Genomic DNA, 15,804 nt, shown 5'->3' on the forward strand with positions numbered 1-15,804 from the left:
CTGCACAGACGTACCGGCTCCCGCTTGTATTAGTCACGCATCTGGTACCCTTGCCCGGACCCCGGCCCGCGGGGCTCAATCCTCCGGCAGGGTGAAGACCGCGCAGGGATCAGCGATACCGCGCAATAAGTGCTCGCCCAAAGGGATCAAAGCCGTTGTCGTCTCCGCCGCGACCGCGCCCGAGATGAGCACGCTGCGACCAAGGGGCCTGCATAGCCCTTCGAGCCGGCTGACCAGGTTGACCGCAGGGCCGATGGCAGTGAAGTCCAGCCGGTCGGCCGCGCCGATATTGCCCCACAGCATCTCACCGAGATGCAGTGCCGCGCCGAAGGGCAGCGGCGGCAGCCCCTCCGTCTGCCGCACCGCATCGAGATGGGCCATGCCGGCGCGGGCGGCGACAACAGCCCGCAGCGCCGCCTCGCAGGCCTCGGCCGGGGCGCCCGTGACCGGGAAAATCGCCAGCACACCGTCGCCGATGAACTTCAGCACCTCGCCCCCGAAAGCATGCACCGCCCCGGCGACGCGGTCGAACCAAGCGTCGAGGGCGGTGATCATCGCTGCAGGCTCCGTCGCCTCGGACAGGGCGGTGAAGTCACGCAGATCGGCACAGAGCAGCGCGGCGCGGATGGTCTCCCCGGTGCCGCGGCGCAGCGCGCCGGCCTGCACCCGGGCGGCACTGCGCCTGCCAAGATAGGCCTCGAGCAGCGCTGCCAGCGCCGCCCGCGCGGTCAGGGCGGCTAAGGGCGCTGCGGCGAAGCGCGCGGCCTGGCGCAGCCGGCCGGCCTCGGCGGGGCCGAATGGCCGGGTCCCTGCCCAGCCCAGCACCGGACTGTCCGGCTCCGGGCCGATCGTGTCCTCCTGCACAGGGCCAAGCTCGGCCAGCCAGTCGCGCCCGGCTTGGTTGAGCGGGCCGCCGGCGAAGCCCAGCGCCTCGATCACCGCCCCGGTCTCCGCCTGCCACAGCCAGGTGCGGCGGGCGATGATCGGATGCGGCACCGCGACCGTCAGAGCGCCCCCGGCCAACGGCAGGCCGTCGGCCAGCAGCCGGCCGCCGAGCTCGGCCAGGAACCAGTCAGAGCCGGGCGAAGAGCCGGCCTCGTCCAACAACCAGGCGAGGGGCGCGGGCAGATCCATGCCGCGATTATGCCACCGCGGCCACTAGCCTGTCATCCGCGCCGCGGGATGACGCTTCTGCCTGTCATGTTGTCACGTGAGGACGCCCTCAACGGGACCGGACGGGACGTCGTTAAGGGCGTACTTAAGGGAGAGGTGACATTCAGGGCGAGGCCATGGGCTGCCGCCGGCACAACTACTCCTTTACATAGACGCCATCCTCCAGACTCACGGTCCAATCCTCGATGAGGCAGCCTTCGACACCCCTGCGAGCGACGAGCGGAAAGGGTCAGTCCCTGCCATGCCAGGGGTCCGGCCCCGGTTCACGCCCGGCCGCAACCTCGGCCAGCCGGCCGAGGTAATGGGCCCAGCCTTCCGCATGGCCGGCGCATTGCTCGGCGTTAGGCAGGCCGGTGTGGGTCAGGCGCAGCAGCGTTCCGTCCGGCTGCTCGATCAGGTCGACCTCGATCAGGCTAGACCCCGGCGGCACCACCTCGCTGCCGTCCCAGCCAAAGCTGTAGGCCAGGCGGTGCACCGGCACCACCTCGAGGAAGGAGCCGCGAGCGCAGCGAGCCCCAGTGACATTGACGAGATAGAGCCCGCCAGGCTGCGGCTCGACCTCAGCCTCCGTTCCCATCCAGCGCAGGATCTTCTCCGGATCGGTCAGGAGGGCGAACACCGCGGCGGGCGGCGCCGGGATGTGCGTCTCGCGGCGGACGACGAGCGACTCTTGCATCGGTCTCTCCTACGGTTGCGATGACCTGCTCCGCCTGAGGCGGAGGATGGACGGGCGCCTTCTGTCCTAGTGTGGGAGGTCTTTTCTGACAGCATGTAGGCGGAAGATCGCCCTCAACAAGGTACCGCCCAAGCAGCTTGGCTAGAAGAAATCCGCACCCGGCTTGAGCGATTCCTGATCGACACGACCTCATTGTCGCCTAAGTCAGTCGCATTGGAGATCACTCCGACGCATCTCCCACGTTTAAGCGCTTCAATCGGCATTGTGGGTTTGACGCTGGCCTCCTGCGCCACGAGGTGCCTTCGGGCAGGCGCATCTGGAGGTGTGAGATCGCCTGCAATGTTGGATCTGACGCAATTGTGGTGCAGTTTGCCATCAGAAGGCACCTATCAGCCGGGCCTGAAGCAGGTCGATCTTCCCGCGCCCATACATTCGGCGGTAGCGGATCTGCTGGCTTCAGAAGCGCTCGAGGCGGTCCGAAAGCCTTGTTTATGGTCTGGAGGTTCCAGGACTCGATGCCGCCGACCCGCTCGATCGACTTCACGTGCTTGGCGAGCCGGGACGCGCGATCATGACTCGACGCCTCCGCTCTCGGAGCAGCTTTCCGTAGGTCCGCAAGGGGTCCGGATTGCGACTTTCGCTGCGTCCAGAGCATATGTCCGCTGCTGGCGCAACCGTGACCTCCGGTGCCGTCGCCGGCGATGTCTGCTTCCAGGCAGAGACAAGCTCATCTCTACGGCTGACATCGGCGCATTGCGGACCAGCAGCGGTGGGCCGGATGCGACCGGAAGCTCCGGGAGAAAAAGACCTCCTAGGCGGATAGTTCGCATGCCGCCGTGTCCGGCTTATAGCGGACATTCGGCAATTTGGCAGCGAATGATCACATTGTGACAATCTTGCCGAAGACGAACGTCTAACCTAAACCTCATCCCAGGATATCAACCGAATTGGAGCCACTGTTTGGGACCGGGCGTAGTTGCGACGTTTGCCCTATCCGGACGTGTGAGCAAATGCCGTGGGCAACCGTGATGCGTGCATTTTTTCGTTCGGTTGCTGCGACGATCGTGATGTCCGGCGTGGCCGGTTGCACCAGCATTTCCTACTATGCACAATCCTTGAAGGGTCACGTGGAGATCATGGCGGCGCGCCAGGATGTCGAAGAGCTGATCGACGATCCTTCGATCCCTGGGACACTACGCGCTCGAATGGAATCGGCGAGCGCCATCCGACAGTTTGCGATAGATGAACTAGCGCTGCCGGACAACAATAGCTACCGCAGCTATGTTAACGTTGGTCGGGACGCGGTGACATGGGCCGTCTTCGCCGCGCCGGAATTCTCGCTGACGCCACGAACAGGGTGCTTTCCGGTGTTCGGATGCGTTCCGTACCGAGGATACTTCTCCAAAAGGTCTGCGATTGAAACCGCTGCCGAACTTCAGAGACAGGGCCTGGACGTCTATGTGACGGGCATCACTGCATATTCCACGCTTGGCTGGTCAAGTGACCCGCTGCTAAGTACGATGCTCAGCCAAGATGAAGCGTATCTTGCGGGGCTAGTTTTCCATGAGCTGGCCCACCAACGCGTCTATGTGAAGGACGATTCCGCATTCAACGAGGCATTCGCTGTCGCCGTCGAAACAACCGGCGTGAGAAAATGGCTGCGCGCGGCTGGTGATACCGGCGAGTTGCGCCGTTACAAAGCCGACCGGAGGCGCAGAGCTCAATTTCTTGCGCTGGTGTCGCAGACCCGGGACGAGCTAAGCCATGTCTATGACGGCATCGCTACCTCTGAGCAGAAGCGGGCCGCGAAGATGGCCGCGATCGAACGGCTGCGGATGCGCTACCGAGAGATGCGCGACAGTCGCTGGCGTGGATACCAGGGATACGATGTCTGGTTCGATTCTCCGATTAACAACGCGAAGCTCGCCGCGACTTCCGTCTACGGCGATCAGGTGGCGACGTTTCTCCGCTTGTTCGATTTGTGTTCGGGCGACTATCCACGGTTCTTCGCGTCGGTTCGACGGATCGGAGCGTTAGACAAGGCTTACCGCGCCGAAGCGCTCAAAGCAGCAGATTCATGCGATAGCCGGTCAAATCCGAAGGCCAGAAGCGGCGAGTCGGTCGCCGATGTGCTCGGCAGCCGGCGCAGGTGATTGAATTGACCATTTGTCGGCCGATTTCCTAGGAACTTTGACGGCGGCGGGGCCGGAAGCCGCATGTCGGCCTACAGAAGCCAAAAGCGGACTTGCCTGAACTCCCCGGCGGATCCTGGACCACAATGGCTGCCGGCGGGCCGTGGCGCCTCAGGCTGCGCCCTACTAGGCCGAAAACCTCACGCTCACGCCGCGCTGCCGAAAATAAGCCTGCATCAGCTTGCGGCCCGAACGGTTGTTCTGCGCCAGCCTGGTCGGATCGAACACCGCCTGTTTTATCCCTTCTCGTGTCATCGCCGCCTTAAGCGTCGCGATATGCGCGTCGATGTCGGCATTGTCCGCCCGCAGCGATGCATAGATACTTTCGGTCGCCTCGGCCACGGTCGGTTCGCTCACAGGGTGTCGTCCTTTGGTTGGTTGAGCGGCGGCTTACCACAGATTCGCGGCTCCGCCGATACCGATGAGACGGCTAGATGGGCGGCAACAGTGTCCCTTGGGACTTAAAAGAGATGCCAATGACGGGCGCCGACGGCTAACGCGCCATAAGGATCGGCATCGACGGGTCTTCAAGCATCGAGACGGTGACGCCACCGAAGATGCGCTCGCGCAACCGGGAATGACCGTAAGCGCCCATCACCATCAGGTCGGCGGCGATGTCGAGCGCGTGCCGCCGAAGCACGTCGACGACTGAATGGTCCAGTTTGGGCAGCCGGTCGACCGTGACATTCACGCCATGCCGCGCGAGATAGGCGGCGGCGTCGGCTCCGGGTTCGGCCCCGTGGCGGTACTCGTCCTCCACCGGATCGACCATGACGAGGTGCACCTCATCGGCGCCTGGCAGCAGGCCGAGGGATTCGCGGACGGCACGCGATGCCTCCAGACGGGCGTCCCATGCAATCAGCACGCGTTTCGGCTTAAGGGTCGGCTGCGCCCCCGCGGGGATGAGCAGCAAGGGCTTGCCCGAAGAAAACAATGCGCCTTCGATCGCTTTGCTTTTCAGCGTTTCGTTGGCGAGCAGCTCCGGTCCAATGACCGTAATGTCGGCATAGCGGGCACGGCGGCCGATGGTGTCGTCGGCCCAGCCGGCTTCCGGATATTCGCTGGAGACATCGGCCGAAAGCACGCTGCCGGCGAGAAAAGCCGACAGGTCAGCAGTCCGCTTCTTCAACAGATCCTCGACGGCCCGACGCTCGTCGAGCCAGGCCTCTGAAACGACCGCGGCATACTCCCCGACTGGTGGCGGCGCAGCTACGGCAACGACCAGAACAGCAAGATGGGCGCCGATCTCGTTGCACAGGTCGGCGGCAGGCTTGAGATCACCGTCTCCCTCGTGCGGTCCCGTAACGGCAAGTATCGTCCTGAAAGCCATGGCGGCTGCTCCCGATTTTGCCCCAAAGCCCAATCGACGTTGCAACAACAGCGAGACGGCTCGGCGCGCTGCTGGCGCTGAGTGAAGAACGCCGCCGGTCATCATTTGATCCGTATCAACATGCCCACGTGCCGACGCCAACAGGTTTCAGGCCGCCGGAGGACGCCAAGAATACGCCCCGAACATCGGAGCAGCAGCATCACGGAACGCATTCGTGACCTGGCTGGTTATATCCAGGCGCTGTGGCAGCAAGGGCCTGATGGGCATGGAATTTCAGCGACCACGCTCGCTGGCTTCCCCAGGTTGGGTACAAAACAAAGAGGCATCCGATGATCGTCGAGGATCAGCAATCCGTGGCCGCGATGTTGATGGACCCTGCCGCATATGGCGAGAGCGGACCGGTCGAGGCGATCGAGACGCATATCTCGCGGATATTCCTGGTTGGCCAGCGCGCCTACAAGATCAAGCGAGCGGTCAAGCTGCCCTATGTCGACTTCTCGACCCCGGCGCTGCGGCTCGCCGCTTGCGAGAAGGAGGTCGATCTCAACTCCAGGACTGCCCCCGGCCTCTATCTGGGGGTGCGGCGCGTCACCCGCGAGGCCGGCGGCGAGCTGGCCTTCGACGGAAGCGGCAAACTGGTCGATGCGGCGATCGAGATGGTCCGCTTCGATCAGTCGAAGCTGCTCGACCGAATGGCAGTCGGTGGCGAACTGACGCCTGCGCTGATGACGGATGTCGCGCGCATGATCGTGCGCTATCATCGTGGCGCGCCGGAGGTCCACAAGGGCAGCGGATCCTCGAACCTGGCAGGCGTGCTCGCCATCAACGAAGCCGGCTTTGCCACCAGCCATGTTTTCGAGCAAGCCGAGATAAAGGCATTCACCGGGATGTTTCGCACCGCCCTCGCACGTCATTGCGAGTTGCTCGACCGGCGGGAGACGGCAGGCAAGATTCGACGATGCCACGGCGACCTGCATCTGCGCAACATCTGTCTCTTCGACGGCGAGCCCCGCCTCTTCGATTGCATCGAATTCAACGACCAGATCGCCAGCATCGATGTGCTTTACGACCTGGCTTTCCTGCTGATGGACCTCTGGCATCGCGGCTTTCCGGAACTCGCCAACCTGGTGATGAACCGCTATCTCGACGAAGCAGACGACGAGGACGGCTTCATCCTCCTGCCGTTTTTCATGGCAGTGCGGGCCGCGGTGCGCGCGCATGTCACCGCAACCCAGATCGAGGAAAGCGGTGACGATTCCAGCGGGCTGCTTGCCGAGGCCAGATCCTATTTCGAGCTTGCCCGAACACTTCTCGAGGAAAAGCCTCCTCGGCTGATCGCCATCGGCGGCTTGAGCGGTTCCGGCAAGACGGCCGTTGCCGAGGCACTCGCCGCACATGTTGGCGCGCCGCCCGGCGCACGCATTGTCGAAAGCGACCGCATCCGCAAAGCCCTGCATGGGGTGCCAGCCGAGACGAAGCTGCCGGACAGGGCTTATCGACCTGATGTGTCGGACCGCGTCTACCGCGAAATGGCATGGCGCGCCGACTTGATCCTTGCCGAAGGCGGTTCGGTGGTCGCCGATGCCGTCTTTGACCGGCCGGCCGATCGCGACCGCATCGAGAAAGCTGCAAACGGCAGAGACGTTGCTTTCGCCGGATTCTGGCTGGAGGCGGATCCGCTCGTTCTTTGGCAGCGGGTGAGCGAGCGCAGTGGCGGTCCTTCCGACGCCACAGTCGATATCTTGTCGCGGCAATTGCAGCGAAAAGCTACCCCGTCCAACTGGCGCAAGGTCGACGCCGATCGAAAGCTCGCCGATATCGCCGCAGAATTGGCCAAGGTTTCGGACGCGGTCGCTTTTGCGCAGAATCCTCCACTCAAGACCGCATCGTGACGGCGACGATCGACGCGCATAAAGACGGATAAATGGAATGACGCAGGAAAAACTGGTGGTTTGCGGCAAATGCGGCGGGGTCAATCGCCTGCCGCCGGTACGCGATGCCGGGGACGCGAAATGCGGAAAGTGCGGCTCCAGGCTGTTCTCGGGTCATCCGGCAGACGTCGATGCACAGAGTTTCGATCGCCAGGTCACGCGAAGCAGCCTCCCCGTCGTCGTCGACATATGGGCACCATGGTGCGGCCCGTGCAAGATGATGGCGCCGGCCTATGAAGCGGCAGCCAACGAACTGGAGCCGCATGTTCGACTGATCAAGCTCAATTCCGACAATGAGCAGGCCGTTGCAGCCAGGCTCGGCATCCGCGGCATCCCGACCATGATCATCTTCCACGGCGGACGGGAGGTTGCGCGCACATCCGGCGCAATGACGGCGGGACAGATCGTCAGGTGGGTCCGCGATCACCTGCCGGCCGCAGCCTGAAAGCTGCTACTGCGTGGATTTCGCTGATCGCCGTGCCCAGCACGACGGGCGAATTGATAGCCGACACTGAGCACAGAAGACATATGATGATCTTAAGAAGTTCGAGACATCGAACGACGAATTTTCATATGATGACCTCGCTTTTGGCCCGCACTGGGAGTATGGATCCTCAGATCCGGCAAAGTTGGGAGGACCCATGCAGCAGGCCGAACATCGAACGTCCCGGCGGTCGTTCGTCTCTCAGGTTGCCGACGCCCTGCGCGACCAGATCGAAGCCGGCTTTTATGCGCCTGGCGATAAATTGCCGACAGAACCCGCGCTGATCGACCGGTTCGGGTTCAGCCGCACCGTGGTTCGGGAGGCCATTGCCGCGCTTCGCGCCGACGGACTGGTGGAATCGCGGCAAGGCGCCGGCGTCTTCGTTCTCGGCCCGAAACCCGTCGACGAGGGATTGAAGCTGTTCACTGACGAAACGAACAAGATCTCGGACATCATCGAAGAGCTCGAGCTGCGCATCGGCATCGAAGTCGAGGCAGCCGGCCTTGCCGCCGCCCGCAGCTCGCCGGCGCAAGAGGCCGAAATCGAGGCCCAGGTCGAAAGGTTCGCCGACCTCATGGCGCAAGGGCAACCCACGGACGATGCCGACTTCCAGTTCCACATGGCGATTGCCGCCGCAACCAACAACGCCAGGTTCAAGGCCTTCCTCGAACATGTCGGCCGGCGGATGATCCCGCGGGTGAAGTTCAAGACGATGATGGGCGGCGTCGACCCCTTGCCCAATCGCGACCATCCGATTCTGCAGGAGCACAGGGAAATCGCCGATGCCATCCTCGCCCGCGACCCGGAAAAGGCGCGTGAGGCGATGCGCCGCCATTTGGTGACCGGGATAAAGCGCTATCGCGCCCTGACCGTCCGGCGCCCGACAAATCAGGACAACACCGGCGGTTGACTCGTCGGGACAGTCATCATATGAATCGAGATGACATCATATTAATTTGTGGGATGAGTTCCTTTGTCGCCAGATGAAATCAAGTCGCGTGTCGCTTCAGGGCTGCTGTCGTTTCCCGTCACGCATTTCAACGAGGATTTTAGCCTCAATCTCGAAAGCTATCGCGCGCATGTCGAATGGCTGTCGGGGTTCGGTGCCGCTGCCCTGTTCGCGGCCGGCGGCACCGGTGAATTCTTCTCGCTGTCGCCGGAAGAGGTCGCCGACGTTACCCGCGCGGCCAAGGATGCCTCGGGAGACGTGCCGATCATCGCCGGCTGCGGTTACGGCACGGCGCTAGCCACGGAAATCGCCCGCCGCGCCGAGGCTGCGGGAGCCGACGGTCTCCTGCTTCTGCCTCACTATCTGATGGAGGCCTCGCAAGAGGGGATTTTTCGGCATGTCAAGGCCGTGTGCCAGTCCACCGGCCTCGGCGTCATCATCTACAACCGTGCGAACTCGGTCGCCAGTGCCGACACCGTTGCCCGCCTTGCTGACGCGTGCCCAAACCTCATCGGGTTCAAGGACGGCACAGGCAAGGTCGATCTTGTCCGCCACGTCACTGCAAAGCTCGGCGATCGGCTCTGCTACATCGGTGGCATGCCCACGCATGAGCTGTTCGCCGAGGGCTTCAACGGGGCCGGCGTGACGACTTATTCCTCCGCGGTCTTCAACTTCGTGCCGGAATTGGCTCAGCGCTTCTACAGGGCGATGCGGACAGGTGATCGCGCTGTGATGGAAGAAATCCTGCACAGCTTCTTCTTCCCCTTCGCGGCTTTGCGCGATCGCGAGCAAGGTTATCCGGTGTCGATCATCAAGGCAGGCGTCGAGCTCATCGGACGGACACCCGGCCCGCTTCGGCCGCCGCTGACCGATCTGAAGCCGCAGGAGAAAGACGTGCTGCGCGGACTGATCGAGAAGATCGCCGCCTAGCCGCCGCGAGATCGGCAAATCGTCGGCCGAACGGGATGGGGAGGATCGTCTCGTGCGACAGCCAAAAACGGAAGATCCCAAATGGAAGATCAAGGGAGGAGTGACATGAAGAGAAGCATTCATACGATTGCAGCTGTCGTATTGATGACCGCTGCCGCGCCATCGGCCGTCGCACAGGAAGCGGCGCAGGAGATCCGTATCGTCCTGCCGGAGCAGCCGGCCAATCTGGAGCCCTGCGGCACCATCATCACCAATGTCGGCCAGATACTCAGCCAAAACGTGGTTGAATCGTTGACCGTCATCGATCCGAACAGCGGACAGCCCCAGCCGAAACTGGCGACGGAGTGGACCAGCGTGGATCCGACCACCTGGCGGATCAAGCTGCGCGAGGGCGTCAAATTCCAGGACGGGACCGAACTCAATGCGGATGCGGTCGTCTTCTCCATCAACAGGATGATCAGCGGCAAGCTTACCTGCAGCAACATTGCGAAATTCGGCGATGCCAAACTGACGCTGACGCCGGTCGACAAGCTGACCGTCGAAATAAAGTCGGACAGGCCCGAGCCCATCATGCCGACGCTGTTGAGCGTGGTCATGATCGTCTCGCCGAAGACGCCGGTCGACCAGGCGGTGAACGATCCGGTCGGCACCGGCCCGTTCACGCTGTCGACCTTTTCCCCGCAGACCGTGGTGCTGGACGCGTTCGACGGCTATTGGGGCAACAAGCCACAGATCACCAAGGCAACCTATGTCTGGCGACCCGAATCCTCGATTCGAGCCGCCATGGTGGAGACCGGGGAAGCCGACCTGACACCGTCGATTGCCATCCAGGACGCCAGCAATCCGGAGACGGATTTCGCCTACCTGAACTCCGAAACCACCGCCATCCGCATCGATGCCGCCAAGCCGCCGCTCGACGACCTGCGCGTGCGCAAGGCGCTCAACCTGGCGATCGACTGGGAAGGCCTTGCCCAGCTGTTCGGCGACGACGTCAAGCGTGCGTCGCAGATGGTCGTCTCCGGGATCAACGGCCATGACGATGCGCTCGAGCCTTGGTCGTATGATGCGGAAGAGGCGAAAAAGCTCATCGAAGAGGCGCGCGCGGCGGGCGTCGCGGTCGACACCGAGATCAAGCTCATCGGGCGAAACGGCATCTATCCGAACGGCGCCGAAGCGATGGAGGCGATGATGACGATGTGGCAGGACGCCGGCCTCAACGTCAAGCTTACCATGCTCGATGTCGCCGACTGGCTGCGCTATCTGCAAAAGCCGTTCCCGGCGGAGCGCGGCCCCAATCTCCTGCAGATGATGCATGACAACAACAAGGGCGATGCGGCCTTCACGGTGCCGATCTTCTATCGATCGAGCGGCAGCTACTCGACCTTGGCCGATCCGGCATTCGACAAGCAGATAGACGAGGCACTGGCGGCGACCGGCGAAGCCCGCACCAACAGCTTCAAGGCGATTTTCGGCAAGGCCCGCAACGAAGTGGTGGCGGACATCCCGATGTTCCACATGATCGGCTACACCCGGGTTGGCACCAGGCTGGAATGGAAGCCCGATATCACCACCAACAGCGAAATACCGCTGGCCAATATCGCCATCAAAGACTGAGCGATACGGGGGGCGCCAGGCCGATCGTCGCCCTGCGCCCCCTGACCCGTTGCCTCCGTCGAAATCCGCCGAAGGGCATCCGAAATGATAACCTATCTTGGACGCCGGGCGTCGCACAGCATCCTGTCGGTCATCGGTCTTTTGACCTTGGTTTTTTTCCTGACACGGCTCACCGGCGATCCTTCCGCCTTGTACCTGCCTCTGGACTCGACTGCGGAAGCTCGGGCCGCGTTTGCGCGGTTGAACGGCCTCGATCAGCCGATCCATTGGCAGTTTCTGGGATATCTGCGCGATCTGCTGCAGCTGGATTTCGGTGAATCGCTGCGCCAGAACCGCTCGGCGATGCAGGTCGCGCTCGAGGCGTTCCCCGAAACGCTGAAGCTTGCCGTCGTCGCGATCACGCTGTCGACCGCCTTGGCTATCCTTGTCGGCTCCCTGGCGGCCGCGCGGCCGGGCAGCATCTTCGACCGTGTCGCCAGCCTCGTCTCGCTGGCCGGCGCAAGCGCGCCGGATTTCTGGGTCGCCATCGTCGGCATCCTTGTCTTCGCCGTGGGGCTCGGAGTTTTGCCGACATCGGGCACCGGCAGCTGGGCGCACTGGATCATGCCGACCTTCGTGCTGATGCTTCGCCCTTTCGGTCTCCTGGTGCAGGTCGTGCGCGGAACCATGCTGTCGGCGCTTGCCTCTCCATACATCAAGACCGCAAGGGCCAAGGGCCTGCCGCGGCAGAAGATCATCTTCGGGCATGCGCTTCGCAACTCGCTGCTGCCGGTCGTCACGGTCGCCGGCGACCTGGCGACCAGCCTTGTCAACGGCGCCGTCGTCGTGGAGTCGATATTCGGCTGGCCCGGCATCGGCAAGCTGATGATCGATTCGATCATCCAGCGCGACTTTGCCGTCGTCCAGTCGACCATTCTGGTGACGGCAACCGCCATCTTCATCCTCAACATCGCGATCGACCTCCTCTACGCGGTTCTCGATCCGCGCATCCGGTACTGAGCCATGACGATCATCACCCCCGACATCAAGCCGGCGGCCGTTCCAGGCAGCGGTCGCGTGCTTTTCGCCTATTTGAAGCGCGACAGGCTTGCGCTCGCCGCTGCTATTTTCCTGGCGATCGTCGTCATCGCGGCGGTCCTCGGCGCGTGGCTGGTGGGCGACGCCGCATCGCGGCTCGGGCTGCGCCAGCGCAACCTCGCCCCGTTCTCGCTGGCCAGTGGCTGGATCTACGTCCTTGGCGCCGACACCCTCGGCCGGCCGATCCTGGCCAGGCTGATTGTCGGCGCGCAGAACACGTTCGGCATTGCCGCGGCGGCGGTGTTCGCGTCGATGCTGGTCGGTGGAACGCTGGGCCTGATAGCGGGCTATTCGGAGCGCTGGTACAGTCATCTCATCCTGCGTCTGGCCGATGTCGTCATGAGCTTTCCCTCGCTGCTGCTGGCGCTCATCGTGCTCTACACGCTGGGTCCGAGCATCACCAACCTGGTGATCGTTCTCGCCGTCACGCGCATGCCGATCTACCTCAGAACGGCGCGCGCGGAAGTGCTGGAGCTGCGCGAGCGCATGTTCGTCAGCGCGGCGCGAGCCATGGGCGCGAAGCCGGCCCGGATCATCATCCGGCACATCGCCCCCCTGGTCCTGCCGACATTGGTGACGATTTCAGCCATTGATTTCGCGACCGTCATTTTGTCGGAATCGGCGCTGAGTTTCCTTGGCCTCGGCATTCAGCCACCGGACTTCACCTGGGGTGCGATGGTGGCAAACGGCCGCGGTTATCTCGCCACCGCCTGGTGGATCGCATTCTGGCCAGGCCTTGCAATCATGCTGACGACGCTGTCGCTCAACATCCTCTCGAACTGGGCGCGCACCGTTGCCGATCCGCAGCAACGCTGGCGCCTCCAGACATTGCGAAAAGCTGCCCGATGAGCAACGCGACCATTCTCAAGGTCGAGGGCCTGACCGTCGATTTTCTTTCGGATGATCAACCGGTACGCGCCGTCGACGATGTCTCTTTCCACGTCAGCCGTGGCGAGACGCTGGTGATCCTCGGCGAAAGCGGTTCGGGAAAGAGCGTCAGCACCAGCACGGTGATGGATCTCGTCGACTGCCCGCCGGGCGATATCGTGGCCGGCTCCTGCCTCTTCGACGGCGTCGAACTGTCAGGCCTCGGCGCCGAGGCGCGCCGAAGCATCAACGGCCGCAGGATTGCGATGATCTTTCAGGATCCGCTCGCCTATTTGAACCCGGTCTACACAGTGGGGCGCCAGATCGAGGAGGTCTTTGAGAGCCACGGTGCGGCAGCCGGCAAGGGCGCACGCGCCAACACGATAGAACTGCTTCGGCGCGTCGGCATTCCAGAGCCGCAAAACCGCGTCGACTTCTATCCGCATCAGTTCTCGGGCGGACAGCGCCAGCGCGTGATGATTGCCATGGCGATCGCGTTGAAACCGGACATCCTGATCGCCGATGAGCCGACGACCGCCCTGGACGTCAGCGTGCAAGCGCAGATCCTCGATCTGCTGCGCGATCTCCAGCGCGAAACCGGCATGGCGTTGATCATGATCACCCATGACCTCGAAGTCGCCGCGTCCATGGCGGACCGGATCATCGTCATGAACGGCGGCAAGGTCGTCGAGACGGGCATCGCCAGGGAGGTCTTCAGCAATCCGCAGCACCCCTATACCCGCCGCCTCATCGCCGCCCTGCCCCACGGCAACGCAGCGGAGGCGCCGAACAGGCGTTCGACGGCGGTCGCCGGCGAGACGCTGCTCAAGGTGGAACATCTCACCAAGCACTATGAGCTTGCTTCCGGAGCTTTTAGCAGCAAGCGGACGTTCAAGGCGGTGGATGACATAAGCTTCGAGGTCAGGAGAGGAGAAACGCTCGGCATCGTCGGCGAGTCCGGGTCCGGCAAATCGAGCGTCGCGCGCATGCTGTTGGGGCTGAACGCGCCAAGCGCCGGCAAGGCAGTCTTTGCCGGTGAGAACATCTTCGACATGAATGGGAAGCGCCTCATGGCGTTTCGGCGCAAGGTCCAGATGATCTTCCAGGATCCGTACGGATCGATGAATCCACGCATGCGCGTTTATTCGATCATTTCCGAGCCCTGGGTGATCCACCGCGATATCCTGCCGAAGGACAGGTGGAAGGCTCGCGTGGCAGAGCTCCTGGAATTGGTTGGGCTGTTGCCGGAGCACGCCGAGCGCTACCCGCACCAGTTTTCCGGCGGCCAGCGACAGCGCATCGCCATTGCGCGCGCACTTGCCAGCGAGCCGGAACTGATCGTCTGCGACGAGGCGGTTTCGGCGCTTGACGTCTCTATCCAGGCGCAGGTGATCGACCTTCTGGCCGACCTCAGGACGAGGCTCGGCCTCTCCTATATTTTCATCACCCACGATCTGCCGATCGTGCGCCATTTCGCCGACCGGATCATGGTCATGAAAGACGGACGGATTGTCGAGGAAGGCCAAACCGCGGCGCTGTTCGGGGCGCCTCGCCACGACTATACGCAAAGCCTGCTGCAGGCTGTGCCTAAGCCTAAATGGCTTACGCAGGCTCAATAGTTCCTGGATATCGGCCTCGATTGTCCGTGCGCGCCCAGCTAGCGTTGCCGACTGATGGGCCGAATGCGCTTGACAAAATGGCGATCGCCCGCTCAATTTGACCCATTCACCAGGGGGGTCCCGGCAAGGGGCTGAGATACTGCTGGCTTTCGCGGCGCAGTGACCCGTTGAACCTGATCCAGTTCATACTGGCGTAGGGACGGTGCAAGCGCTTTGCGGGAGTCCATGCCCGAAAACCTGTAAGCCAGGCCAACCAGAGCGTCTTTTCATCCTTCCGGCACAGAACTGGGTCTCCAATGCATGAGCAAAGGAGCCTCAAGATGAATGCCCTAACCCCAGCCGTCTCAACGGGACCGCTGCCTGCCTCACGGAAAATCCACAAGTCCGGTGTCCTCTATCCGCAGATCAAGGTGCCGATGCGGGAAATCGCCGTCCATCCGACGGCAGGCGAACCGCCTGTCACCGTTTACGATCCGTCCGGTCCCTATACGGACCCGACTGTCGAAACCAGCATCGAAAAGGGCCTCGCCAGGTTTCGCCATGAATGGGTTACGGCGCGCGGCGACGTCGAATTCCACGATGGCCGCAGTGTCAGGCCGGAGGACAACGGCTTCGCGTCAGGTGAGCGCCTGACGCCGGAATTTCCCGTGCGCCACCGGCCGCTAAAGGCAAAAACGGGCCAAGCGGTGACCCAGCTTGCCTATGCGCGCGCCGGGATCATCACCCCCGAAATGGAGTTCGTCGCCATTCGCGAGAATCTCGGCTGCGAGAGTCTACGCGGCGGGATGCAGCGCGACGGCAACTCTTTCGGCGCGGCGATCCCGGACTTCGTCACGCCGGAATTCGTGCGCGACGAGATAGCGCGCGGACGGGCTATCATTCCCTCCAACATCAACCACCCGGAGAGCGAGCCGATGATCATCGGCCGCAATTTCCTGGTCAAGATCAATGCCAATATCGGC

14 protein-coding genes and 1 riboswitch are annotated in these 15,804 nt (G+C 62.9%); of the genes, 10 read left to right on the forward strand and 4 right to left on the reverse strand.

Annotated features, from left to right (window positions below; all coding sequences use genetic code 11):
- Positions 1-75: 75 nt before the first annotated feature.
- Complete coding sequence (locus tag AC0L17_RS18070; protein WP_091590332.1) at positions 76-1,134, reverse strand: adenylate/guanylate cyclase domain-containing protein; 1,059 nt, start codon at positions 1,132-1,134, stop codon at positions 76-78.
- A gap of 268 nt (positions 1,135-1,402) precedes the next feature.
- On the reverse strand, positions 1,403-1,849 hold the full coding sequence (locus AC0L17_RS18075; RefSeq protein WP_128247485.1) for an SRPBCC family protein: 447 nt from the start codon (positions 1,847-1,849) through the stop codon (positions 1,403-1,405).
- 1,028 nt (positions 1,850-2,877) lie between these two features.
- On the opposite strand from AC0L17_RS18075, the gene AC0L17_RS18080 reads away from it, so the two are divergent.
- Complete coding sequence (locus tag AC0L17_RS18080) at positions 2,878-4,002, forward strand: aminopeptidase (RefSeq protein WP_473516833.1); 1,125 nt, start codon at positions 2,878-2,880, stop codon at positions 4,000-4,002.
- Positions 4,003-4,167: 165 nt separating this feature from the next.
- Here AC0L17_RS18080 and AC0L17_RS18085 read toward each other — a convergent pair whose 3' ends face one another.
- Positions 4,168-4,398 (reverse strand): hypothetical protein, encoded by a 231-nt coding sequence (locus AC0L17_RS18085; RefSeq protein WP_091590330.1) that lies wholly within the window; start codon positions 4,396-4,398, stop codon positions 4,168-4,170.
- Positions 4,399-4,534: 136 nt separating this feature from the next.
- Positions 4,535-5,371, reverse strand: a complete 837-nt coding sequence (locus tag AC0L17_RS18090) for a universal stress protein (protein WP_091590329.1) — start codon at positions 5,369-5,371, stop codon at positions 4,535-4,537.
- A 329-nt stretch (positions 5,372-5,700) separates the two neighbouring features.
- Between AC0L17_RS18090 and AC0L17_RS18095 the strand changes: the two genes are divergently transcribed.
- From AC0L17_RS18095 to AC0L17_RS18135, 9 genes are all read left to right on the forward strand, one after another.
- A complete protein-coding gene (locus AC0L17_RS18095) occupies positions 5,701-7,263 on the forward strand; it encodes a bifunctional aminoglycoside phosphotransferase/ATP-binding protein (RefSeq protein ID WP_473516834.1) in 1,563 nt (520 codons plus the stop codon).
- 37 nt (positions 7,264-7,300) lie between these two features.
- Complete coding sequence (trxC, locus tag AC0L17_RS18100) at positions 7,301-7,747, forward strand: thioredoxin TrxC (protein ID WP_473516835.1); 447 nt, start codon at positions 7,301-7,303, stop codon at positions 7,745-7,747.
- A gap of 196 nt (positions 7,748-7,943) precedes the next feature.
- Entirely contained in the window at positions 7,944-8,696 is a 753-nt protein-coding gene (locus AC0L17_RS18105) for a FadR/GntR family transcriptional regulator (protein WP_128247489.1), read from the forward strand.
- Positions 8,697-8,759: 63 nt separating this feature from the next.
- The gene (kdgD, locus tag AC0L17_RS18110) at positions 8,760-9,665 is read left to right on the forward strand and encodes a 5-dehydro-4-deoxyglucarate dehydratase (RefSeq protein WP_287176748.1); all 906 of its coding nucleotides are present in this window, start codon (positions 8,760-8,762) and stop codon (positions 9,663-9,665) included.
- A 105-nt stretch (positions 9,666-9,770) separates the two neighbouring features.
- Positions 9,771-11,279, forward strand: a complete 1,509-nt coding sequence (locus tag AC0L17_RS18115) for an ABC transporter substrate-binding protein (protein ID WP_473516836.1) — start codon at positions 9,771-9,773, stop codon at positions 11,277-11,279.
- 84 nt (positions 11,280-11,363) lie between these two features.
- A complete protein-coding gene (locus AC0L17_RS18120) occupies positions 11,364-12,278 on the forward strand; it encodes an ABC transporter permease (protein ID WP_287064315.1) in 915 nt (304 codons plus the stop codon).
- 3 nt (positions 12,279-12,281) lie between these two features.
- Entirely contained in the window at positions 12,282-13,205 is a 924-nt protein-coding gene (locus AC0L17_RS18125) for an ABC transporter permease (RefSeq protein WP_473516837.1), read from the forward strand.
- Complete coding sequence (locus AC0L17_RS18130) at positions 13,202-14,842, forward strand: ABC transporter ATP-binding protein (protein ID WP_473516838.1); 1,641 nt, start codon at positions 13,202-13,204, stop codon at positions 14,840-14,842. Before AC0L17_RS18125 ends, AC0L17_RS18130 begins: the two co-directional genes overlap by 4 nt.
- Before the next feature lie 101 nt (positions 14,843-14,943).
- A riboswitch (TPP riboswitch) is annotated at positions 14,944-15,060 on the forward strand.
- A 102-nt stretch (positions 15,061-15,162) separates the two neighbouring features.
- Positions 15,163-15,804, forward strand: a 642-nt coding sequence (locus AC0L17_RS18135; RefSeq protein WP_473516839.1) for a phosphomethylpyrimidine synthase ThiC, incomplete at its 3' end; no start/stop codon positions are given.

The organism is Mesorhizobium sp. WSM4829 (assembly GCF_055811475.1).

Excerpts from the sequence above, each read along its gene's own strand:
- AC0L17_RS18120 (WP_287064315.1), top strand. The coding sequence starts at position 11,364 with ATGATAACCTATCTTGGACGCCGGGCGTCGCACAGCATCCTGTCGGTC.
- AC0L17_RS18125 (WP_473516837.1), top strand. The coding sequence starts at position 12,282 with ATGACGATCATCACCCCCGACATCAAGCCGGCGGCCGTTCCAGGCAGC.
- AC0L17_RS18070 (WP_091590332.1), bottom strand. The coding sequence starts at position 1,134 with ATGGATCTGCCCGCGCCCCTCGCCTGGTTGTTGGACGAGGCCGGCTCT.
- AC0L17_RS18130 (WP_473516838.1), top strand. The coding sequence starts at position 13,202 with ATGAGCAACGCGACCATTCTCAAGGTCGAGGGCCTGACCGTCGATTTT.
- AC0L17_RS18115 (WP_473516836.1), top strand. The coding sequence starts at position 9,771 with ATGAAGAGAAGCATTCATACGATTGCAGCTGTCGTATTGATGACCGCT.
- AC0L17_RS18080 (WP_473516833.1), top strand. The coding sequence starts at position 2,878 with ATGCGTGCATTTTTTCGTTCGGTTGCTGCGACGATCGTGATGTCCGGC.
- trxC (WP_473516835.1), top strand. The coding sequence starts at position 7,301 with ATGACGCAGGAAAAACTGGTGGTTTGCGGCAAATGCGGCGGGGTCAAT.
- AC0L17_RS18105 (WP_128247489.1), top strand. The coding sequence starts at position 7,944 with ATGCAGCAGGCCGAACATCGAACGTCCCGGCGGTCGTTCGTCTCTCAG.
- AC0L17_RS18095 (WP_473516834.1), top strand. The coding sequence starts at position 5,701 with ATGATCGTCGAGGATCAGCAATCCGTGGCCGCGATGTTGATGGACCCT.
- AC0L17_RS18075 (WP_128247485.1), bottom strand. The coding sequence starts at position 1,849 with ATGCAAGAGTCGCTCGTCGTCCGCCGCGAGACGCACATCCCGGCGCCG.
- AC0L17_RS18090 (WP_091590329.1), bottom strand. The coding sequence starts at position 5,371 with ATGGCTTTCAGGACGATACTTGCCGTTACGGGACCGCACGAGGGAGAC.